This window comes from Xanthobacter aminoxidans (assembly GCF_023571765.1).
Classification (GTDB): Bacteria; Pseudomonadota; Alphaproteobacteria; order Rhizobiales; family Xanthobacteraceae; genus Xanthobacter; species Xanthobacter aminoxidans.
The window spans coordinates 19,400-40,976 of the sequence record NZ_JAMJXC010000014.1; the positions used below are offsets into that span (position 1 = coordinate 19,400).

A 21,577-nucleotide genomic window follows, 5' to 3' on the forward strand; every position below is an offset into this window, starting at 1 on the left:
AGCGAGCGCCGATCTGACCTGCTTAAAGGGACCGCACATGCACAATGATCTCAATGAAGCGACGCCGGCCGGACAGGGCCCGGCGGATCGGCGCGTGTATCGCGAAGCCTCGCCAACGGAATTGATCTACATCGCCACGCGTATGATCGTGGTGAGCCGCAGCAGCATCTTCGGAACGATCGGCAGGGCCCAGTTCGAGGCGGCCGTCGCGCATCTCGAAGCGCGATATGGAATCCTGCGCTCGGTGGTCGAGGACGGGTATTTCGTGGAGCGGTCCGATGACCGATCGGCGATCGAGGCCTGGTTGCCCGCCGACAGCTGCTCCGCCGAGACCCTCTACGCCCAGCTGCTGAACGCCGACCTCGACACCGGAAAGACCCTCTATGCCATCCACGTCATCGTCGCCGATGACGGGCTCGATGTCTTCCTGCTCACGTCCCATGCGATCACGGACGCAATCTCGCTGATCGAGCTGCATTCCTGTCTCGCCCACATGTGCGATTGCGTCGTGCGCAACGAGGCCCCGGCCCTCGGCGTACAGCCGTTCCCGACCCCGGTCGATGAAGCCGTGAGCCGCAGCCTGGCGGCGCTTGGAACGGATGCGCCACCGTCGTCCTATTCCGGTGTGTTCGCCGAGATTCCCATGGCCGCGCCCCATGATGGCGGCCCCGTGACCCATCGGCTCGAACGCGTCGTGATCGGGGCGGATGCGATGCATCGGATCAAGGCGGCGAGCCACGCAACCGGCTCTTCGGTGCACGCACTTCTTTTGGCCGCGTTCGCTCTTGCCATAGGTGATATCGCGGACGGACACCCGCGTCAGATTCTCATGCGATCATCGGTGGACATGCGCCGGCGGCTCGAGCCCCACGTTTCCCCCGAACTGGTCTTCACCGCCATCACCGGGCACATCACGCCCGTCCCCGACCTCGACCGGCCGATGATCGAGATCGCCCGCTTCATCTTTGACGATGTCCATCAGGGACTGGCAAACGGCAGCATTTTTCACGACTACATCAATTATCCCAGGGCATTCGGCAGCCCACAGCAGGCGCCGGTCGCCATCAATGTTTCCGATATCCAGACGGTGCAGTTTCACTGGCCTCTCGAGCGGTTGGCCGTGACCGGATTCGAGTATGCCTTGGGCTGGATGAAGAAATTCCCGAATGTCTCCGTGTCCGTCTATGACGGCACGCTGATCGCCAACATCGTCTATGTGGAAGCGTTCGCCACTCCTGCAACGATCCGCGCCATCTCGGACGGCTTCGTCAGGAGGCTCGATTCAGTCTGCGAACAATAGAGACCCCGCACCCGCGCGGGGCGCGGGTGCGGGGTTACGTCTACTTCGCAACGAGCGGAACGTAACGCGGTGTCCAGATCTTGGCACGCAGGCGCTGCTGGATCTGATCGACTTTGACGTCGGGTGCGGCGCCTTCCCGATGCGCCTGCATCGCGACCGCGAGGGCGACCTTGGCCGCGACCTCGCGCAGGGCGCTCACCGGAGGCAGAAGATTGTGCTTCGGGTTGTCGCGCGCCGGCGACGCGTCTGCCAGCGCCTTCGCTGCCGCCATGAACATGCCATCCGTCACGCGGCTGGCGCCGACCGCCAGAACGCCGAGGCCAACACCGGGAAAAATGTAGGAATTGTTGGTCTGGTCTACCTTGAAGCGGGTGCCGTCGCGCAGGCGCGGGGGAAACGGGCTGCCGACGCCCACCAGAGCCCGCCCGTCGGTCCAGGCCTCGATATCCGCCGGCGTCGCTTCCGCGCGCGAGGTGGGGTTCGACAGAGGAAAGATGACCGGCCGCGGGTTGCACTCGGCCATGGCGCGGACCACCGGCTCGCCGAAGGCGCCCGCCTGGCCGGAGACGCCGATCAGCACGGTCGGCCGTGCATTGCGCACCACGTCGAGGAGCGCGATCGTGTCGGGATGGTCGAGCGTCCAGCCTTCGATTGCCGCCCGGTTCTGGGCGAAGGGCGCCTGGAAGGGCGCGAGGCCGGGCATGTCTTCGGTTAGAAGCCCATCACGGTCCACCATGAAGAAGCGTTGTGCCGCCTCGCTGTCCGACAGGCCGGCATCGCACATGGCCGTGCGGATCAGGCCGGCGATCCCGCAGCCAGCCGAGCCGGCGCCGAACACTGCCACCCGCTGCTCGGTCAGTGGCACGCCGGTGACGTTGATGGCCGCCAGCAAGGTGCCGGTCGCCACCGCCGCCGTGCCCTGGACATCATCGTTGAAGGTGCAGAGCCGGTCGCGATAGCGCTCCAGCAGGCGCGTCGCATTGCCCTTGGCGAAGTCCTCCCATTGCAGGAGAACCTTGGGCCAGCGCCGGATGACAGCTGAGACGAAAGCCTCGATGAAGTCGTCATACGCCTGGCCTCGCACCCGCTCGTGGCGCCAGCCCACATAGAGCGGATCGGCGAGGCAGTCGGCATTGTCGGTCCCCACATCGAGCAGGATCGGCAGGGTGGTCGCCGGATGCAGGCCGCCGCAGCCCGAATAGAGCGCGAGCTTGCCGATGGGGATGCCCATGCCGCCCGCCCCCTGGTCTCCCAGCCCCAGGATGCGCTCGCCGTCGGTCACCACGATCGCCTCCACCGCGTCGAAGCGCGGCTGCGCGAAGATCTGGTCGAGCCTTGACTGATGCGGAATGCTGAGAAACAGGCCGCGCGGCTTGTGATAGAGGCGGCTGAACTGCTGGCAGCCGGCGCCGACGGTCGGCGTGTAGACGATGGGCAGCAGCTCTTCCAGGTTCCCGACCAGCGTCGCGTAGAACAGGGTCTCGTTGATGTCCTGCAACTCGCGCAGGAAGGCATAGCGTTCGAGATCGGTCTCGAACTGGCGCAGCGACTGCAGGGCGCGGGAGATCTGCTCGTCCAGGGTGGAGACATGCGGCGGCAGCAATCCGTGCAGATAGAACGCGTCGCGCTCTTCCTCTGAGAAGGCCGTGCCCTTGTTGAGCTGGGGGTCGGCCAGCAGTTCGTACCCGCTCAGCGCGGTGGATACGAGCGCGGGGGTCGCTTCAGACATAAAGATCGCTCCTGCACTCGCCGGCCCGGGCGAGTTCGATGTAGGTGTCAGGTCCGTAATGGAGGGTGTTGCGGGCGTAATAGGGCGGCACCTGCATGTCGAACTGCACGTGGCCGTGGCTGACGTCGCTGCGCAGGAGATCGGTGCGGCTGGCGATGTCGAGGCGCAGCCGCTCGCCCGGCTTCAGCACCACGGGCTGCGCCGTGAGGCTGAAGCGGAGCGTCACGGGCACACCAGGGGTGAGCGGCTCGGGCACATCGATGTCGATGGCGAGCTCGGTCGCGGTGGAGCGCGCCGCGTCGATCCTGCGGCAGGCAGGGCGGATCGCGCCCATGGACAGGATCTGGTAGCCGCCGTCGGCCGAGACGATGCCGGTGCGGGCCACCACGTAGGAATCGATCTCGTTGGAGCTGAAGGACAGGCTCAGCGTCACCGGCCCGGTCAGCTCCGTCTCCGCCTCGATCGGAAGCTCGAAGGTGAGGCGCTGGGTCTCCACCTCGTCGAAACCCGCCGTGACGATGGCGCCGAGGGGCACCGCCGCCCATCGGTTCGTCCCGCCCCCGCCCGGCGCGTTGTCGAGGCGGTGGGTTGCGGCGTCGGCGCCATTGGAGGCTGGGTAGAGGCGGAGCGGAGTGCTACCGGGCAGCGGCCAGTCGGAAGCGCTGCGATAGTCCTTCGCCCCCTCGATCCAGTATCGCACCCGCGGCTGGGCGGCATAGCCGTTGTCCGCGCCGTAGACGAGATGGTCGAAGAAGGCGAGCGCCTCCAGCTGCCAGGCATAGACCGGCAGCTCGTAGGTCGCCGGGCCGACGATCAGCCAGCGTTGGTCTTTCGGCGTGCCGGCATTCTCGAACAGGTCGTAGGCGCCGAACTGATGCAGGTTGAGGTAACCGGCATTCTGCACCACCACGAACGGCACCTCGATGTCCCCCAGCGCGCCGGACGGGCCGGCGGGCAGCACGCTCGTCGCCCGCGTCTTGCCGTCGAGCATGAGGGCGGCGAACAGGCGGCGCGTCTGCGGCGCCGGCACCTGCCGCTCGAAGGTCCTCATGATCCGCGTCATGCGGTTCTTCAGCTGCGGCCACCACAGGTGCTTCAGGGGTGAGTTGGTGATGTGGCTCACCACCGCGCGCAGCAGCGGCGGCACCCGTAGCCTGAACTGCAGGGGCGTGAAGTTCGCCCCCATCCAGAGAGCGAAGAAATCCGGCTGCGGCGCGCCGCCGAACATGGCGATGTGGCGGAAGAAATCCGTGCACATCTCGTTGGTGAAGAAGCCCTTCAGGGCCGGCGGGCGCAGCCGCGCCACCTGCGGCTGGGTCAGCCCGTAATAGGAGGTGCCGAACAGCACCACCTGCCCGTCGCACCAGGGCTGGGCGGCGGCCCAGGCGATGACCTTGGCGTGGTCTTCCACGTCCGTGTCGTTGAGATAGACGGCATCGGCGCCGCCCGAGCGGCCCATGCCGCGGCGGGTGACGATGACATGGGCATAGCCGCGATCGGTGAAGATCGGCGGGCTGCCGGTCTCGTTGTTGCCGGCCGGCACGCCGGCTGCTTGCAATTCCTTGGAATAGGCCGCGAAGGCGATGACCGCCGGATAGCGGCCGGGCGGCTTGGGCACGTAGACATCGGCGGCGAGCGCGATGGAGGGCGCCACCTCGACCATCTGGTCCGCGAGAACGCGGCAGCCGAGCCCCGACTGCGCGGCGGGTCCCGGCGTCCAGCCGGCGAGCTGCGGGCCGAACAGGCCGCCCTTCGGCGCGATGAGATTGTCCCAGAAGCCCGGCTTCCCGGTCTTGGCCGTCATGTGCATTCCCCCCCCCGACTCGGGCTCACCGCGCCTGATCTTCGCGCCGGCGCGCCCTACAATTGCGAGATGTCGAGGCCGGTCTTCTTCTGCGCGGCGAGGCGCATTTCGCGCACCACCCATTTCTGCCTGTCGTCTGGAATGAAGAAGCCGCCGATGCCGGACGAAAAGAGCAGGTCGAAGACCCGCTCCGTCACCTCGGCAAGCGCCTGCGCCAGGTCCGCTCCGGCCTCCGGCTTCGGGGGCACCATGATGACGATGGTGTCGTCCGCCTGCTCGACGATCTCGATCCTGAAATCGGGGCCCGGCGTGTAGCCGAACTCCGCGCAGACCACCCCGACCGGGTCGGCGAGGAGCTTTGCGCGGTAATCGGGATCGGTGGCGATGCGCTCGTAATTCTTCTCGACGAAATCGGCGTTGCTCACGGCTGATCTCCCTCGGTGCGGGCCGCGTTGCGCAGGGCCAGCAGCTTGAATTTGGCCGCCACGGGCACGAGCCAGATGAACAGGCCCTGGCTGGACCACAGGTCCATCTGGTTCAGCGGCGTCGCGGCGGGCGGCGCATGGGGCGCGCGGGCGGGCGGGATGGTGAAATAGACCCGGTCACGCCGCTGCACCACCACCTTCACCTTGACGCCGGCCGGCACCGCGACGCCCATGGACTTGAGCGCCTCGACGGGGTCGCTCTCCACCTGCGCGGCGAACGCGTCGTCGGTCCACACGCGCCGCGTCAGTTCTTTCTCAAAATCTCCGGACACGGATGTCTCCCAATTCCGTTTCGATGGGATGCGGCGGGCGATGAGGCGCCGCCGCCAGCTCACGGCTCGCGATTGATGATCAGGAAACTCGGACCTTGATGCGCGAGCGCGCGGGCGAGCACGTCGCTGACGCGCTCGACAGCGTCGATCGTCTCCACGCGCGCGCCGAACCCCTCGGCAATCTTGCGCATGTCCACATCGGGATCGCTGAAGTCCAGGCCGACGAAGTGCGTGGTCGCGATGGTCGTGCCCATCACGTTGCACCACAGGTCCTTCAGCAGCCGGTATTCGTTGTTTACGAAGCAGATGAAGATGGACGGGATGGAATACTTCGCTGCCGTCCACAGTGCATGGATGGAGAACAGGCTTCCTCCATCGCCGACGAAGCAGGCGGCATGCTGGCCGCTTGCAAGGCCGATACCCACGCCCAGCGGCAGAGCCCAGCCCAGCCCGCCGCCGCGCGGCGAGAAATGCACGTTCCGGAAGCCGAGGCTCACCGCCATGTCCTGCACGACGGCGTCCTCGGAAGAGCCTTCCGTAATGATATGCGTGGATCGCTCGAGATGGCGCAGGACCGCCAGGATCAGCGCATCGCTCGCGTGCGCTCCCGAAGCGGGATATTTCGCATCCAGAGCTGCCTCGTCGACCGTCCGTGCGGCGACTTGCGCCGTGTCGGCGCCGAGCGCGGTCGCCAGCGCATCGAGTGTCGCGCGGATGTCGCCGAGCACCGCCATGTCGCAGGGAAAGTCGAAGCCCAGCTGGCTGGCCGCCGGCGCGATCTGGATGACCTGCAATTCAGGCGGCAGGGCCTGGAGGCCATCATAGGTGAAGCTGTCGACCTTCTCGCCGACCAGCAGCATGGTGTGGTAGCGGCCGAGCGTCTTGTTGATCGCCTTCGTGGTGGGCGGAAGCTGGCCGCGGAAGTTCGGATGCAGCGGATCGACCGTGCCCTGCACATGGAAGGGGGCGGCATAGATATCGGCGCTGAGGGCACTCGCGATGCGGCTGATGGCATCGATGCCATGCGCCGCGCCCACCGCATAATCGGCGACGATGGCGAGCTTGCCCCTCGGCACCGCTGCGAGGGCGGCGGCCACCTCGCCGATGGCGCGTGGCACCACCTCCTCGATGATGCGCGTCTTCTTGAACGTCGTATGCTCGGTCTCCTCCAGCATGAAGTTCATGGGAATGGAGAGAAAAACGGGACCGGTCGGCTGGAGCCGCGCATGCAGGTAGCAGCGCTGCAGGGCGACGGCGAGATCGTCCGTGCGCGTCACCTCATAGGCGTATTTGGTGGCGGTCTCCGCCAACTGGACATTGGGCGCGCCGAGCACCGGATTGTGGATGAGAAACCGGGAATCCTGCTGCCCGTTGATCACCAGAAGCGGCACCCCGGACATGAGCGCGTTGCGCATGTTGAACATGCCGTTGGCGAGGCCCGGATAGGTGTGCAGGCTGACGATGGACGGCTTGCCGGTGATCAGCGCATAGCCGGCGGCGATGCCCACCGCGCTCGATTCATGCAGCGACAGGACATAGGTGGCCTTCGAGGCGGCCACGGCCGCGAGGAAGGTCGTTTCCGTGGTTCCGGGATTGCCGAAGACGAAGGGAATTTCATAAGTCTCAAGGAAATCCTGGATGAGCTCGCCACCGGTCCGGGTCGTCATGTTCGCTCCAATGATCTTGCCGGAGCCAGCCGAGTGGCGTGCGCCGTACTTGGTATTTCAAATGGTCAGCCGTCGCACCGGAAGGCGCCGGGTGCCCCGGCCTGTCCGTGCGGCATCCAGTGCGCGCATTTAGTGGTGCGCCCGATCCCCGGATTGAACGTGTTGCAGGGATCGAGCGCCTTGAAATGGTCGACCATTGCGGGCTTTGCGAAGTAGAGATGCCCCACATTGTGCTCGGCGGGATATTCCGCGCCGCGCTCATCGAGCAGCTTCCACATGGCGTGCTCGATCTCCTCGCAATTGCTGCCCTTGGCCACGATGTAATCCTGATGGAAAACGTGGCAGAAGAAGTGGCCGCAATAGAGCTTGCGGATCAGGTGCTTCTCGATGTCCGCGGGCAGCGTCTCGAACCAGTTCTCGTCGTTGCGGCGCAGCGCGATGTCGAGCGCGACGATGTCCTCCACCTCCTTGTCGTGCACCGCGCGATAGCGGATCGCCGCGCCGGCAGCGGCAAAGCGGTGCAGGAAGGCCTTGTCGCCTTCATCGGGCGTGCACTCGAAATAGTCGCCGGACTTCGAAGGGAAGATCGACTTGAGGTAAGCGCGCGCCTCCGCGATCCCGTCGTCCCCCATTTTCAACAGCAGATAGTGCTCGAAGCGGTCGCGATAGTCGGTCATGCGCCGGGGCAGATGCTTCGGGAAGAGATGGCTCAGGGCTTGCAGCATCTTGGCGCTGAGGTTCTTCGGCAGGAAGCTGAAGCGCCGGCAGATATTGTCGAACGCCGCCTCAAGGGCGTACAGCCGCGGGATCATGTCCGTGCCGAGCGTGTTGATCACCACGAAGGTGTCCTTGCCATAGACCTCCGCGCAATTGAAGGAGTCCCGGTGCATGTACTCGCCTTCGATCGGCAGATTCTTGAAGCATCCGAGGATATGGCGGCGGATGCCCTCGAGCTCGCCGGTATGGTTCGATCCGATGTAGAAGACGACCTGTTCCTTCCCCTTCGGGAAGGTGTCGAGCCGCACCGCCATGAGCATCACCTTGCCGGCGCTGCCGGAGGCCTCGAACAGGCGACGCGGATCGGCATTGAAGCGGGACGGGGTTGGCGCCGCGATGTCGCGCACATGGTCCGCATAGTCATGGTCGGAGGCGGCACGGGTGGGGTCGTTGACAATGTCGGCGGGGGTGAAATCGCCGCTCTCGACCCGCCGGAGGATCGTCTCCGGATCATTGCCCAGCGCGATGCCGAGATGATTGACGAGATGCAGGCTGCCCGCCTCATCCAGGCGCGCGAACAGAGCGAGCTGGGTGAAGGCCGGGCCACGATGGATCAGGGCGCCGCCGGAATTGTTGCAGACGCCGCCGAACACCGACGCGCCGATACACGACGAGCCGATCACCGAGTGCGGCGCGCGGCCGATCCTGTCCAGCGCCTTCTCCAGATGGAACAGGGTGGTACCCGGCAGGCACACCACCTGCGCCCCGTCGTTAATCAGGTGCAGGCCTTCGATGCGCATGGTGTTGATGAGCACCACGCCGCGATCGTAGTCGTCCCCGTCCGGGGTCGAGCCGCCGGTGACCCCGGTGTTGGCCGACTGCATGATGACGATCTTGTCCGCCGCTACGCAGGCCTTCAGGACGCGCCATTGCTCCACCAGCGAGCCGGGCCGCACCACGGCGACCACCGGGCCGGAACCGAACCTTATGCCGGTGCGAAAGCGCCGCGTCGCCTCCGGGCTCGTCAGGACGTGCGATCGACCGACGATCTCTTGCAGGACCGCAATGAAGTCCGCTTCATCCGCGACCGTCTTGTGTCCGGCCGCGTCGCGCGTTGGGACGCTCAAATCGAGGAATGCAGCGTCCATGACGACAGGTCTCCCTCACGTCACCTCTGGCTATCGGCCGGATGCGGTAAACGGCCTGATCTGGTGATCGTCCCTGAAACAGATCCGTCGGTGGCTGATGGGCCGCCCGGCGTGGGCTTATGGGACGTCAGCCTATTGCTACGGCATTGGAACGCACATCAACAGAAGTGGTGAGGTACCCAAGATTGTTGTTCGACTTGAAAGAAGAGCGGAGGACCCGGGTAACGCCGCCTTAGCCGCACTCCCTCCTCTAGGTCAGGATGCGTTGTAAGGCCTGCAATTCTCTGGCATCTTCCGGCTACCTTCAAGGTTGCCCCAGCGTGAAAGACACGGAGCGCGAGCTCGCCGATTGCGTCGGCGCTATCTACCAGGCCGGCGCCGGAGATGGCAGTTGGTTCGACGTCGGCGATCGGATTTGCCGGATCATGGATGCCCGGCGCGCCCTGCTGGTCCTCGGAGGTCCCGGAGGGGCTCGCAACTTGCTGATGCCTGCCGACGGCAGCGAGACCGCCTATTCGGCCTATTTCCACGCCAGAGACCCCTATGCTGCCAAGGCCCGCTACGACTTTGCGACAGCGCGGGCCCACCACCTCGGCAACGCGAAGCTCGGTGCCGAGCTGGTCGCCGAAACAGAACTCCTCCGCAGCGAATATTACTTCGACTTTGCGCGACATCACGAGCGTCGTCATGTGATCGGCGGCATGGCCGGTATCACGGAGGCGACTCCGATATTGGTGTCCCGCGGCGACGACACGGGAGCATTCGACGAAACCCATGTCCGCCTGCTCAAGACCCTGATGCCGCATGTCCAACGCGCCATCGAGCTGCGCGCGCGGCTGGGGCGGGATGACGAGGCGGTGGCCCTGACGCGGGCCGCCCTGGACGCGCTTCCCGTGGGCGTGGGCGTCGTCGATGCAGGGCTGAAGATCCGCTTCATCAACGATCTCGCCCGCAGGTATCTGGCCGGTCCCGATTCCGGTCTGTTCTCCATGCGCTCGGGCCCTTATGCCGGCAGTGGCGTGTACCTCGCGGCCATGTCCCGCGAAGAGGCCGGCATGCTCCGCAAGCTCGTTGCCTCCTCCACGTCAGGGGGCGCCGGGGGCGCTATGCGTGTCACTTCGCGCAACGGCGCCATCGCCGCGCTGACGGTCGCCCCGGCGCCGCTGGGCCTCGCCAATGACGTGAGAGGGCGGGACGAAGGCGATGCCAGGGAGCCCTTGGCTCTCATCCTCCTACGGCCGCTCAATCGCAAGGTGGTGCCGCAGGCGGACATGCTGTGCGAGATGTTCGGCTTCAGCCGCGCTGAAGCGGAGGTCGCCGTCGCGCTCACCGGCGGTGCCAGCGCCGAGGATGTGGCGCGCGGACGCGGGGTCTCGCTCATGACCGTCCGCAGCCAGATCCGATCGATCCTGGGCAAGTCGGATGCAGAGAACCTGCGCGACTTCGAGCGCACCATAGCGACCCTTGGCGCACTCGTGCCGCAACGGCGTTGAAGGGTGTTCGGTCGGCCCGCGTCCCGCATAGACAGTTCTGACGATGAGGCCTCTGGCCCGGCTGGCTAGGCTCCGTTCAATCGAACCTGCACCGGACGCACGCCATGCAACAGCACGTCATTCCTGCGCCACGCCGGCGCATGATCGTCGGGATCAGCGGCGCCACTGGGATCATCTACGGGCTGCGCGCCCTCGAGGTGCTGCGGAGCCTCGACATCGAGACACATCTCGTCATGTCGAAGCCGGGTGAGCGCACCCTTGCCCACGAAACCGAGCTGAAGGTGCGCGACGTCCGCGCCATGGCGGACTTCAGCTATCTGGATGCCGACATCGGCGCCGCCATCGCCTCCGGCTCGTTCCGCACCATGGGCATGATCGTCGCCCCCTGTTCGGTACGGAGCCTGTCCGCCATCGCCGCCGGCAACACCGACGGCCTGCTCACCCGCGCGGCCGACGTCTGCCTGAAGGAGCGCCGCCGGGTGGTCCTCATGTTCCGCGAGACGCCCGTGCATGCGGGCCACATCCGCGCCATGGCGCAGGCCACCGAGAACGGCGCCATCGTCTTCCCGCCGGTGCCGGCCTTCTACGACCGCCCCGCCTCTCTCGTGGACATGGTGAACCACACCGTCGGGCGCGTGCTCGATCTGTACGATCTCGACGCAGGCCTGTTCACTCGATGGGGCGGCCAGCCGCGAGCAGCTCCTTCCGCCGCCGCGCGCGCTGGGGGAGACGCCTGATGCCCCTCACCGACCTGCGCCATTATATCGAGGCCCTGCGCGGCCTCGGGGAAATCCAGGAGATCGACGCACCGGTGTCCCTCGACCTGGAGCTTGGCGCCATCATCCGGCTCTGCATCGAGACCGGGGCGCCGGCGCCCCTGTTCAACCTTCTCTCCGACCACCCAGGTCGCTTCCGCATCCTTGGTGCTCCGGGCGGCACCAGCGCGCAGCCCGGCATGGAGCTCGTGCGCGTTGCTGTCGCGCTGGAGCTGCCGCCGACCACGGGCGGTCTCGCGATCGCCGAGGCCATTGCCGCGAGCCTCGACAGGCCGGCCATTGAGCCGGTGGTCGTGGACGATGCGCCGGTGTTCGAGAACATGCTCACCGGGGACGCGGTGGATCTCGCCGCGCTTCCCGCGCCGCTGCTGCACTATGGGGACGGCGGGCGTTATCTGAACACCTTCGGCTGCATCGTCGCGCGCACGCCGGACGGAACCTGGACCAACTGGTCCATCGCCCGGATGATGGTGGTCGACGGCAAGCGCCTGTCAGGGATCGTGGCGCCGGAGCAGCACTTTGGCATGGTGGCGAAGGCCTGGGCGGATCTGGGCAAGCCGATGCCGTTCGCGCTGGCGCTCGGGGTGGAGCCCTCCATTCCCTTCATTTGCGGCATGCCGCTGCCGGCCCATGTCAACGAGAGCGGGCGCCTCGGCGCGCTGATGGGGCGGGCGATCAGGACCGTTCGGTGCAGGACGGTCGAGCTTGATGCTCCCGCCAGCGCGGAGATCCTGATCGAGGGACACCTCCATCTCGACGAACTCGTCGAGGAAGGCCCCATGGGCGAGTTCGCCGGCTACATCCCTCTCGACACGCCGGCGCGCCGGCCCACCTACCGGGTCTCCGCCATCAGCCATCGCGACAACGCTATCCTGCCGGTGGTGGTCGCCGGCGAGCCGGTGGAAGAGAACCACACCGCCTGGGGCCTGCCCAGCTCAGCCCAGCTCCTCCACGACCTGCGCCTGGCCGGCATCCCGGCCACCGCGGCCTGGATCCCGCTGCAGTCGGCGCTGCATTGGCTGGTGGTCACCGTTCCGCGCGACTGGCGCCGTCGCAGCGGCGTCGGTGAGAGCGCCGCGTTGTGCCGGCGGATCGGCCAGACGGTGTTCGCGAGCAAGGCGGGGATCCCCAAGGTGATCGTGCTCAATGACGACGTCGATCCGACGGACCTGAAGGAACTGGTCTGGGCCTTCGCGACCCGCTGCCACCCGTTGCTGGGCCATGCCGTGTTCGACGACATCGAGGCCGCGCCGCTTCTCGCCTATCTGCGCAGGAGCGAGAAGGTTTCAGGCCACACCGGCAAGATTGTCTACAACTGCCTTGCCCCGGACGAATGGGGCGAAGCCCTGCCGATGCGGGCCTCGTTCCGCCACGGCTATCCGGCGGAGATCGTCGACCGCGTGTGTCGCCGCTGGAGCGAATACGGATTCAAGTGAGCGTCCCCATCCACCCCCGTCAACAGCCGGTGGTCGAGCCATCAGCCCGGCGCCGGAGAGAGGACAGCCATGACCGACGCATTCGACTCCACCCATACGGCGGAGATCGCCGCCTTCGTGGGCAAGCACATCATCTATACTTATGCCAATGGCTGGCAGTATGAGATGTACTTCAAGAACGACCGCACCATCGACTACCGCGTGCATGGCGGCATGGTCGGCGGGCGTTGGGTGAAGGGCCAGGAGGTCCACATCGTCCGCCTCGCCGACGGCGTGTACAAGGTCTCCTGGCACGAGCCGACGGGCACCTGCGTGAGCGTCGCTTACAATCTCAATGAGAACCGCGCCCACGGCGCCACCTTCTTCCCGCGCTGGATCGAGCAGGAGCCGAAGAAGATCATCGGCTTCCAGAACGAAAAAATCGACCGGATGCGTCAGTATCGCGACGCGGGGCCGGCCTATCCGACCATGCTGGTCGACGAGTTCGCCGATATTACCTTCGTGGAGGAGTGCGGCCGCGACGACGAGAGCGTCATCGCCTGCGCCCCCGAGGACTTGCCTGCGGGCTATGCGACGCGCCGCAACGTGGGCTGATGGGCGCCGGCGGCCGGACGGGACATGGAGCGTTCGACAATGGGAGTCCGGGACCTCAATCGTCGTCAAGTCGCGATGCTCGGTATAGCCTTGGGCGAGACATGGCGCGCTCAGGCGGAAGCACAGACGAGATCCCCAATGCTCTATCCGGGCGAGGAGTTGACCGAGGCGGCCGGCTATCCGGCTCTGGTTCGGTTCGAGGCGGGGCGCGAGGGCCTTCCCCTCGTGGTGTTCGTCACAGGAGGCGGGGTGCTCGGCCGCATCGCCTATGGACTGCCCGGAGGAAGGGCCGCCGATTTCCTTTGCCATTGGCTGCATGAGGATGGCTTCCCGTCGCTGAGCCTGTCCTATGCCATCGACAACAGGGCTGTGTTCGACACCGCATTCCCGCAGTTCTCGGTCACCGACTGGGCTGAGCAAAGCGCCGAGATCATCGCCCGCTACATCAACCGCAATGACCTGCCGGCCAACGCCATCGTGCTCGGCTGGAGCATGGCGGGGCGAATTGCCGAGCCGCTTCATGTCGCGCTGCGCGGCAGGGGAAAGGGCATCGAGCTTTTCATCGCGATGGCGGCGGCATCGGCGCTGCCCCATACCCTGCCCGGCCTCGACCACATGAAGCCAGCCGCAAGCGGCCTCGCCGCGATCCGGGGCGCCTACCTCGACTGGCTGCTCCGATGCCTCGCGGATCAGAACGCGGCTGCCGGCCACGCGGTGCTCGATGCCGACCTGTTCGCCCGCGAGATGACCGGCGATTTCCCGGTCGGGCTGGCAGCATCGGCCATGCGCTACCGGGACGGCGCGTTCGTTCCCGACCCGGCCGGCGACGCGCGCGAGGTCGGCACCGCCCAGTATCGCGCCTTTCCGCCACTCGCCTTGATGACGCACGCTTCCGCCATCGACGCCCGGCACGCGCTCACGGACCGCTCCACCTGGGGCGTCTACATCACCCAGCAGCTGTGCGAAGGCCTCGTTTTCTCGCAAGCGGACAAGCTCGCCGCGCTTCCTGACGAGAAATGGGCGTTGCTGGTCGAGCACGTCAGGACCGTTGCCCCGCGGCTGAGCGCGACGCTGCCGGGCAACCACATGTTCTTCCTTGGAGAGACTGGTGCGCGCAGAACCGTGCAGACGTTGAAGCTTCTCAGGCAGACCGCCGCAGACGTTGCAGGTGAAATTTCACATCTTATGGACTGAAAAATGCTCATCCCGCCCCCCGATTGCGCGAGCGGCACTGTGAAATGCAGCGATACGGGACAAGAAAAATAATCCTCGCCAATCAGACGGTGGCTGTGATTTCCGGTACGGCGCGGGATGGTCTGAAACCGCCCTAGTTCACTCCCACTCGATCGTCAATAGGCTTGCGTGCGCATTGCAGTAACTTAATTTTCCACCTGCGTTCCAAGTCAATACCAACTGCGATACCACCAGCGTAGAGGCGCTTAGTTTGCAGATTCTACAAGGCGGTCCTTCCCGCTATAAGCGGGTGCGCATCATGAATGAGCATCGCGAGGACGCAGACGGAAAGAGTTTGACTTCGGGAGGGCATACCTCCCCGCCCCTCTCTCTAGGCCATTACCGATGCGCTTTCACGATAGCACTACGACAAGGAAAGATTTTGCGACATCTCCGTCGTGCGCATCTCCATGAAGATGTAATCGATCCATCGTATCGCTGCATGGCGACGGGGCGATTTATTTGCTGCGCCAATTCGCCGAACGGGCAAAACAAAATTTCATTTTATTAAAAATTATTCGTCTTAGAAAAATTCATCATTTTTTCATTCTATCATTAGAGGGGCGGCGATAGATCTTTGGATAGAAGCTCTTACGTCAACGTGCTACGCATGACCGCATAGATTGTGTCGCTACGGATCGCGTCGGCCTCCTGCGCGGGAACGGCCCCGGTTGTGTTCATAAGGTCTAAATTACCCCTCGCACCCGTATAAACGATCGCTGAGGCCAATACCTCCAAGGCCTTCGTCGTCTTCTGTTCGTCAGACCAACGCGCGACGAGAGCGAGTATCTCGTCCTTGCTCCAGCCGCTCTGGATGCGCCGGTCAATCCAGTGATCAATCCATGGGAATGTCTGTTTGAGAGCGTCGTCGAGATAGGCAATAGCGCTCGCCTCTGAGAGTTCTCGGCTCTTCCACTCCGCTGACAGGCGCTCATCCAGATGTTGTCTTCGCAACGAGTGCCATCCGTGCTTATTGCATGTATCCCAAAGCTGATGGATGTCCGATTCACTCAGGTAGTCGAGGTACGGAAGAATCGCTACGATCTGACTGATCTGGTCAAATCCAGTCCGCTTTCCACCCATGCCGCGCGTACGACCTACTTTCATTGAGAGGTAATTGAATAGATATTTTGGATCAGCGCTCTGTTGCACAGCGTCCGCTACAGATGCGAGGAGCGCTGGGGTTGAGAAAAACAAGGCTGCGGCCAAGTAGTAGCTGGAATTGCGCAAATCCGGCCAATGGCGAAGCAGAATGGTCTCGGCCTGGCCAGAGGAGAGATTCATGACCATCTCGGACAGAATCCAGTCTGGCCCATCCCTCTCGGGCTCGGATCCTCCAGGCGGCGCGACTGTCTTTGAGCGTCTCCACAAGGCAGTATCCAGCGCCTCTGTCATTTCATCAGTCCAGTATTCGCGACCGAGCTGCCACCAGTATCCGCGTCGATCCGTCCGCAGTTTCTCCAGAAATGCGGGCACTGCTGTTTTGTCGTGTCGACGTATACGCTGCCAAAGCACCTGATCGAAAAGAACATCGTCTTCTTTCGTGGATCGAAGAATTTCGACATCACCATGGTTCTTTGTCGAGGACCAGAAACGGAGCGCTTGCTTGCGCAGGTGCTTTTCCCCGGCTTCATTTTGCCACAGCGGCAGAAGGCGAGCGCGCGAGCGCTCAGACATCGCTCGGCCTGTTTCGTCCTGTCTACGCTTGAAGTCATCCGCAGCGTGCGAAGAGAACGGCCAGAACCTTCCCGTCCCTTCAATTTCCGCGTCACGTCGGGCGATTTCGCGCACTATAAATTCGACAGCGTTCGGTTGATCCATACCTTCGAACAAAACGGTGATGGGCCACTTCAGGTCGTCGGATTTAGCTTTTTCGATAAGGTAAGGGATCGCGGCCTCCGGTGGTTTCCGCTGAAACGCCCACCTAAGGCCATACTCGGCAACCCGAATGCGAGGAGGGGTCGTATGCTCTTCCGCAGCCGTATCAGGTAGGGTCGCCCACAGATCGCAGACTGGCTTTAACGATACTTCGGCTTCCGCGGGATCTCTGCTGCATTCAGCAAAAGCCCAGAGGTATTCGGCCAAACCGTTTTGCCGATCGGTATCTCCATCCCAACATGAGGTGACCGCCGCAGCCAGTTCTGGAGCTGCAAGATGGCCGGCGAGGCGCAAAGCACCGCTTCGCTCCCAGGCAGACAGTGTTGGTCGACGCAGAAAACCACTCAACGAATTGATCAGGCCTTTACCGCACCGTCTTTTAACGTGGTCCAGGAACTCCTCGAATCCTGCAACGCGTGTTCCGAGTTCGGTTTGCTGGCATAACGCGATCCCACCCATAAGATCACCATTCCGGAATCTTGCTCGCAATCCGTTCCATGACCGATCGCGGAGCTTTCCGGCAATGGGCAAAATGTGCGGCCCTTCGCATTCAGCCAGCATCCTCGCGGCATCCCATTGGAAGGATCGATGTTCCCGGCTGCCGGAATTGTTTGCATCGAGCCACGCCATCACGCAGTCGATGATGACCTGATGCGTCGGCTGTGATGGAGCGTTCATGTGTCGCAAAGCGCAAAAGCCGGCGAGCGGGTTCGCATCAACAACAGATGGAATGTGCCCCGCCGCGATAAAGCCACTTGCCAGCGCGAGCCCGATCATGTCTGCGAAGAACGGGTCTGACACGAGGTCATTCGGTGCCTGTCCTCCTGTCAATAGTTCTCCAAACCCATCGGCGAGCAACCACTCCCGTACACGGTCGTGGCGGAACACGAGCCGCTCTCCCGCCGATGGACCGGAGACGCGAATGATCTCGCCATGCTGTATAAGGTGACGAAGGGCCGCAACATCGCTTCCTACCTCAGGCCAGCTGAGAAGCATCAGCCACTCTGGATCGAGCTGGCGTCGTTGCAGGATACTTTTCGCTGTATTTCGCAGCGCTTTGCGATACTCCGCTGGCGAGTACTCCTGTCGGGTGGCCGAAAGGCGCTGCAACGACCACTCGATGAATTGTCCAATCGTACGATCGACGCTCGGGGCGCGGTCAGGGTCGTGAAGAGCAATCAGAAGAGGATCGTGACCCAGCGCTTCCGAAAGTGCGGCGGCGTCGAACTCCGAAATCGTGCGACCCTGACAGGACTGCCGCCGTTGTACGGCGAGCGTTCCTTCACCCTTCGAAAGCGGCGGAGCGAAGACGGCCTTCGCATTGATCCGTTTCCGGGCACCGTCCGATAACGACGACAGGACCTGAGGCCACACCGGACAGATGATCTTCCAGCCATCTGCACCCGCCGTTGCGTCTTCCGACCAGCGCGCAATTCGTTCGATCAATGACGCTCCACGCCCTGATCGGTTGATATCTTCGACCGTAATCAGGAGCGGTTGCGCTGGCGTCCCAAGCTGACGCGCAGCACCACCGGCACCGGGAGCTAGTGCCGGATGAAGCCTGCGTAGCGTGGCCTCAAGCGCCTGGTCGAGCGTGGCCGATCCGGCGACGTCCTCGTCGCTCAGGACCAGCGAGAAAGCACCATTATCCAGGTTGTCTCGCAACCTCTTGTAGCAAGCCACACTTTTGCCGCTGCCCGAGTCCGCGATCAAAAACATCACTCTTTCGTCATCCCCAGCAGCCAGAACACGATCAAGCTCTCGCTCAACCCACGCAGCTGGATCGTCAGGCGGCGCCGCCGCTTGGAGGCTCGTCCCCGACAGCTCACGCAAAAGGCTCTCGGAAATCCGCTCCTGTTCAATCCCGAGATATTGACGCCTAAGCCATTGACCGTCGGGATCGTTATCGAGGAAGTCAGCGATCCGGGAGCGCGACCAGATATCGATCGCCAGGCCTGCGCTGGCGCCAGCTGCATGAACATCCCTGACAATTTCCTGACCCGGATCCTGATTGCTCGTAAGGACTAACGTCGCTTTCAGGTCGGGGGTCCTGGTTCGTTCATCGGCGACTATGGCGGAGGTCTTGACCACGTCGCCTGCGGGCTCAGTCGGCTTTCCGCCTTTGGCGCGCACTTTCACTGTGGCCGGATCGTGCAGCCACTTGCCATCAAGGTCTTTGCCCACGGTGATAGTGTGATGAATGACGATCATATGAGGCGGTACTGCCCCGGGCACGAAGGCAATACCATCCACCGGGGACTTTACAGTTTTTCCTTCGGCGTTGACGCCGGGGTGACCGACAAGCGCGTAGAGCGGGTCGGATTTGCGCAGAACAGCGGTCGCTAGGCGTTCGAACCTGCCTTCATCTGTTATGCCCGCCAAGAGGCGTATGGTCTCACCAGTTTCCATAGTCCCCAAGATGGATCGAGAAGGGCCAAAATGACTCGTCTATCGTAAGGGATTCGGGCTCCAGGCGCCTCCATTTTGGAGCGACCGCTATTCGCTGGGTATCTCTTAGGATAGCCGATCACCTTATGAGGAGAACATGTGTCTGGCCCTGTCGGGTGATGGTACCTCGCGCTGACGGTGTGCCGCTCGCCGGCGGCAGTCGGTCCCGCGTCCCGCTGTCGGGGGCGCTATGCTGACGCTCCTACGGCGGCCCTTTTTCGGTCTCGCGGCTGCGGTCGGTCCCGCGCCTCAAGACGCTCCTGCGGCCGCGTCTTCCGTCGAAGGGCTACTATACGAAGAGGTTATATGACCTGAACTGAAATCAGCCGGGCGCACGCGCTGAAATCAGCCGGAGGCTTGAGGACGACGACGTTCACACCTTGACTATCCTGCACCGATCCATATCTGATCGCTCCAAAGCCAGCATGCCGGGCGCAGTCACCAACGAACCTCGTGAACACATACTCCGGTCGATCCCAGCCATCAGATTTCCGTGGTGCCATGCAGAGGGCTGAACGAGCCAGACACTGAATGACTTCATCATCATCACCATCGATGTAGTCGGCGATCATCAGGTCGAGCACACGACACGGCAGGTCCAGCTCGATCTCGGCCACCGCTATCCCCTCGGAGGCGCGCATTTCCCCCTTGACTGTATCCACGGAGCCCGCGAGGTAAAGCATTGGGTGGCCCGCGTGGTTGTATCGCCCTTCATAGACCTTCGCGGCAGGTGGCGGAGCAAAGTGCGCCAGCGTTGCAGGATCGGGAACGTCCCGCGCCATTCTGCCCCGATACCAGATCGCCTTGCCGGGGAGAGTTTCTGCCGTGTCAACTTTGCGTTTGATGACCTCAAAAACCTTTGCCGCAAACGGATGACTCAGCAACAAAAATGGTGACGTGCGCGCGAGATCGGAGATGGAGCCGAGATTGAAATCATAAACAAGGAACTTGTGTTCAAATATGTAGAATACGCCATCTAAAACGGCGTCGCAGTTCGGACAGCGTAGCTCCTTTGAAAACAGAGCGATTTCATCCGGATGAAAGGCCTCCTGAATGCGGCTCTGCTCCAGGAAGTAAGAAATTTCGATCCCCGAGGTCAGAAAATCATCATCGCGAGACGCCGTGCCCGGCCATTCGCCGCAGAATTCATCGAAGCATTTTTCACAACAGGAAATGCGCGACGAGAAGTAGCGCTCTAGGTCACGGTCGAAATATTCCTGGAATATTTCTTGTCGCTCTTCCATCGTATTATCTGAGAAATATTTGCTTACCATAGTCTTCTCGTTGCCTTATAGTTGATATGCTGGTGATTTCCTGTTCGCGGCGAATCGCCGCGATCCACCCACCTTTAAGCGCGGAATTTCGCCCGCCGGGGCGAGCTTGTAGGCGGTTTTCTCATTGATCTTGAGAAGTTCTCCCACCTCCCGGACTGTCAGGATTTCGTCGATCATGCGTCCATCACGAGTCGCGCCCAATGAAGCATACAGACGATAAGAGAAAATTCGAGACGATTGCGGTGCTCGCTCGTCCGTATAGCATGCTGCGGTGCAGGAGCCAGGGGCGTCACGGTATCATGTCGCATAATCGGATTTGAAAGCGAAGTATCATGGACGATTCATGTCTCGAATCATATCGATATTTCCGCCTTTAAAGCGGATAGTGAACTATGATCCGAGTTGGGCGCTCGGGCCTCCTACGCATCCCGCCTCGTGCGGACGAGCGCCGGACCGATTGGGCCGGTCCTCGATGGTGTTCGCGCTGTACTGGAACCGTGGCTTGGCAAGGCAAAGTCCGATCCAAGCTCCGTCGCTCCCAAACCCGCTTTCGCGTCGATGCGGAAGGCGAGCCTGCCGATGCGCGCATCAACTTCGAGGTCGAAATCAACACACGCGAGCGGGAAGCCTACGATCCGCCATCGAGATTCCGTCCGGCGTCGAAAACCCGTGGTTCACCGGCGAGGCGGCAATCCCGACCTTCTCGCGGCAGGAAATGCTGGCGACCAAACTGCGGGCCTTGCTTCAGCGCAACAAGGGCCGCGATCTGTTCGACCTCGATCACGCGCTCAACGTGTTCGAGGGGCTGGACACGGCCCGGATCGTCGAATGTTTCCTGCTCTACCTCGAGAAGGCGGAGACAGCAATTTCCAGGGTCGAAGCGCAGCAGCGCATGTTCCAGAAAATCGCCAATCCGACATTCTTCACCGACATGCGTTCGCTGCTTTCGACGGAACGCGCCAGGCCGACCAACGAAACGCTCGAAGCCACGTTTGTCCAAGTGATGAAGGAACTGATCGACCGGATACCCGGCGACGAATGGGCGAAGGCCGGGGAAATGCGGGAACGGTTCGGAGTCTAGGTATGTGTGTCGATGCCAACACTTCGGCTGTCCTCGAACGCCTCTTTCCCCTTCGCAGTCCAGAGCGCCAACGCCTTCTCGCGCTCATCGCTTCGGAGCTTGTCGGCCATCCAGAGGAGCGCGCCGTAGATGATGGCGCGGTCGTCGCCGGTCAGGTCCACGATTCCGGCTTTGATGACGAGGCCGCCGAGTTCGATCAGATGTCGCGTGCGCTTGCGGCGCTCGACCTGCCAGGCGCGCAT

General features: G+C 63.3%; 17 protein-coding genes. 7 read left to right on the forward strand and 10 right to left on the reverse strand.

Annotated features, from left to right (window positions below):
* Positions 1-37 precede the first annotated feature (37 nt).
* Positions 38-1,300: a phthiocerol/phthiodiolone dimycocerosyl transferase family protein gene (locus tag EJ105_RS19190; protein ID WP_250167616.1), complete on the forward strand. Its 1,263-nt coding sequence runs from the start codon at positions 38-40 to the stop codon at positions 1,298-1,300.
* Between the two features lie 40 nt (positions 1,301-1,340).
* Here the strand turns inward: EJ105_RS19190 and EJ105_RS19195 are convergent, their stop codons facing one another.
* The 6 genes from EJ105_RS19195 to dld all read right to left on the reverse strand — a co-directional run bounded on the left by EJ105_RS19195 (position 1,341) and on the right by dld (position 9,122).
* Positions 1,341-3,029 (reverse strand): NAD-dependent malic enzyme, encoded by a 1,689-nt coding sequence (locus EJ105_RS19195; RefSeq protein WP_250167617.1) that lies wholly within the window; start codon positions 3,027-3,029, stop codon positions 1,341-1,343.
* On the reverse strand, positions 3,022-4,833 hold the full coding sequence (locus tag EJ105_RS19200; protein ID WP_250167618.1) for a CocE/NonD family hydrolase: 1,812 nt from the start codon (positions 4,831-4,833) through the stop codon (positions 3,022-3,024). Before EJ105_RS19200 ends, EJ105_RS19195 begins: the two co-directional genes overlap by 8 nt.
* Positions 4,834-4,889: 56 nt before the next feature.
* Positions 4,890-5,258: a nitrile hydratase subunit alpha gene (locus tag EJ105_RS19205; protein WP_250167619.1), complete on the reverse strand. Its 369-nt coding sequence runs from the start codon at positions 5,256-5,258 to the stop codon at positions 4,890-4,892.
* Positions 5,255-5,590, reverse strand: coding sequence for a hypothetical protein (locus EJ105_RS19210; RefSeq protein ID WP_250167620.1), 336 nt, complete (start codon positions 5,588-5,590; stop codon positions 5,255-5,257). The genes EJ105_RS19205 and EJ105_RS19210 overlap by 4 nt, the downstream gene beginning before the upstream one ends.
* 59 nt (positions 5,591-5,649) lie before the next feature.
* A complete protein-coding gene (locus EJ105_RS19215; RefSeq protein WP_250167621.1) occupies positions 5,650-7,257 on the reverse strand; it encodes a thiamine pyrophosphate-binding protein in 1,608 nt (535 codons plus the stop codon).
* A gap of 65 nt (positions 7,258-7,322) precedes the next feature.
* Positions 7,323-9,122, reverse strand: coding sequence for a D-lactate dehydrogenase (gene dld / locus EJ105_RS19220; RefSeq protein WP_250167622.1), 1,800 nt, complete (start codon positions 9,120-9,122; stop codon positions 7,323-7,325).
* A 320-nt stretch (positions 9,123-9,442) separates the two neighbouring features.
* Between dld and EJ105_RS19225 the strand changes: the two genes are divergently transcribed.
* The 5 genes from EJ105_RS19225 (at position 9,443) to EJ105_RS19245 (ending at position 14,615) form a co-directional block, all read left to right on the forward strand.
* Positions 9,443-10,615: a PAS domain-containing protein gene (locus EJ105_RS19225; RefSeq protein WP_250167623.1), complete on the forward strand. Its 1,173-nt coding sequence runs from the start codon at positions 9,443-9,445 to the stop codon at positions 10,613-10,615.
* 104 nt (positions 10,616-10,719) lie between these two features.
* On the forward strand, positions 10,720-11,352 hold the full coding sequence (locus tag EJ105_RS19230; RefSeq protein WP_250167624.1) for a UbiX family flavin prenyltransferase: 633 nt from the start codon (positions 10,720-10,722) through the stop codon (positions 11,350-11,352).
* Positions 11,352-12,827 (forward strand): UbiD family decarboxylase, encoded by a 1,476-nt coding sequence (locus EJ105_RS19235; protein ID WP_250167625.1) that lies wholly within the window; start codon positions 11,352-11,354, stop codon positions 12,825-12,827. The genes EJ105_RS19230 and EJ105_RS19235 overlap by 1 nt, the downstream gene beginning before the upstream one ends.
* 69 nt (positions 12,828-12,896) lie before the next feature.
* Positions 12,897-13,421 carry a phenolic acid decarboxylase gene (locus EJ105_RS19240; protein WP_250167626.1) on the forward strand — a complete coding sequence of 175 codons (525 nt, stop codon included), beginning with the start codon at positions 12,897-12,899 and terminating at the stop codon, positions 13,419-13,421.
* A gap of 138 nt (positions 13,422-13,559) precedes the next feature.
* Positions 13,560-14,615, forward strand: coding sequence for a hypothetical protein (locus tag EJ105_RS19245; RefSeq protein ID WP_250167627.1), 1,056 nt, complete (start codon positions 13,560-13,562; stop codon positions 14,613-14,615).
* 630 nt (positions 14,616-15,245) lie between these two features.
* Here the strand turns inward: EJ105_RS19245 and EJ105_RS19250 are convergent.
* From EJ105_RS19250 to EJ105_RS19260, 3 genes are all read right to left on the reverse strand, one after another.
* Positions 15,246-18,941 carry a hypothetical protein gene (locus EJ105_RS19250; RefSeq protein ID WP_250167628.1) on the reverse strand — a complete coding sequence of 1,232 codons (3,696 nt, stop codon included), beginning with the start codon at positions 18,939-18,941 and terminating at the stop codon, positions 15,246-15,248.
* Between the two features lie 341 nt (positions 18,942-19,282).
* Positions 19,283-20,254 (reverse strand): RES family NAD+ phosphorylase, encoded by a 972-nt coding sequence (locus tag EJ105_RS19255; protein ID WP_250167629.1) that lies wholly within the window; start codon positions 20,252-20,254, stop codon positions 19,283-19,285.
* A 15-nt stretch (positions 20,255-20,269) separates the two neighbouring features.
* Positions 20,270-20,431, reverse strand: coding sequence for a helix-turn-helix domain-containing protein (locus EJ105_RS19260; RefSeq protein WP_250167630.1), 162 nt, complete (start codon positions 20,429-20,431; stop codon positions 20,270-20,272).
* A 295-nt stretch (positions 20,432-20,726) separates the two neighbouring features.
* Here EJ105_RS19260 and EJ105_RS19265 point away from each other — a divergent pair, with 295 nt between their 5' ends.
* Entirely contained in the window at positions 20,727-21,335 is a 609-nt protein-coding gene (locus EJ105_RS19265; protein WP_250167631.1) for a nucleotidyl transferase AbiEii/AbiGii toxin family protein, read from the forward strand.
* Here EJ105_RS19265 and EJ105_RS19270 read toward each other — a convergent pair.
* A complete protein-coding gene (locus tag EJ105_RS19270) occupies positions 21,332-21,577 on the reverse strand; it encodes a conjugal transfer protein TraD (RefSeq protein WP_250167632.1) in 246 nt (81 codons plus the stop codon). The two genes, EJ105_RS19265 and EJ105_RS19270, sit on opposite strands and share 4 nt — an antisense overlap.

Coding starts and splice junctions, on each gene's coding strand:
- dld (WP_250167622.1), bottom strand. CDS start 9,122: ATGGACGCTGCATTCCTCGATTTGAGCGTCCCAACGCGCGACGCGGCC.
- EJ105_RS19255 (WP_250167629.1), bottom strand. CDS start 20,254: ATGGTAAGCAAATATTTCTCAGATAATACGATGGAAGAGCGACAAGAA.
- EJ105_RS19270 (WP_250167632.1), bottom strand. CDS start 21,577: ATGCGCGCCTGGCAGGTCGAGCGCCGCAAGCGCACGCGACATCTGATC.
- EJ105_RS19260 (WP_250167630.1), bottom strand. CDS start 20,431: ATGATCGACGAAATCCTGACAGTCCGGGAGGTGGGAGAACTTCTCAAG.
- EJ105_RS19215 (WP_250167621.1), bottom strand. CDS start 7,257: ATGACGACCCGGACCGGTGGCGAGCTCATCCAGGATTTCCTTGAGACT.
- EJ105_RS19200 (WP_250167618.1), bottom strand. CDS start 4,833: ATGACGGCCAAGACCGGGAAGCCGGGCTTCTGGGACAATCTCATCGCG.
- EJ105_RS19245 (WP_250167627.1), top strand. CDS start 13,560: ATGCTCTATCCGGGCGAGGAGTTGACCGAGGCGGCCGGCTATCCGGCT.
- EJ105_RS19240 (WP_250167626.1), top strand. CDS start 12,897: ATGACCGACGCATTCGACTCCACCCATACGGCGGAGATCGCCGCCTTC.
- EJ105_RS19265 (WP_250167631.1), top strand. CDS start 20,727: ATGGTGTTCGCGCTGTACTGGAACCGTGGCTTGGCAAGGCAAAGTCCG.
- EJ105_RS19195 (WP_250167617.1), bottom strand. CDS start 3,029: ATGTCTGAAGCGACCCCCGCGCTCGTATCCACCGCGCTGAGCGGGTAC.
- EJ105_RS19190 (WP_250167616.1), top strand. CDS start 38: ATGCACAATGATCTCAATGAAGCGACGCCGGCCGGACAGGGCCCGGCG.
- EJ105_RS19235 (WP_250167625.1), top strand. CDS start 11,352: ATGCCCCTCACCGACCTGCGCCATTATATCGAGGCCCTGCGCGGCCTC.
- EJ105_RS19250 (WP_250167628.1), bottom strand. CDS start 18,941: ATGGAAACTGGTGAGACCATACGCCTCTTGGCGGGCATAACAGATGAA.
- EJ105_RS19230 (WP_250167624.1), top strand. CDS start 10,720: ATGCAACAGCACGTCATTCCTGCGCCACGCCGGCGCATGATCGTCGGG.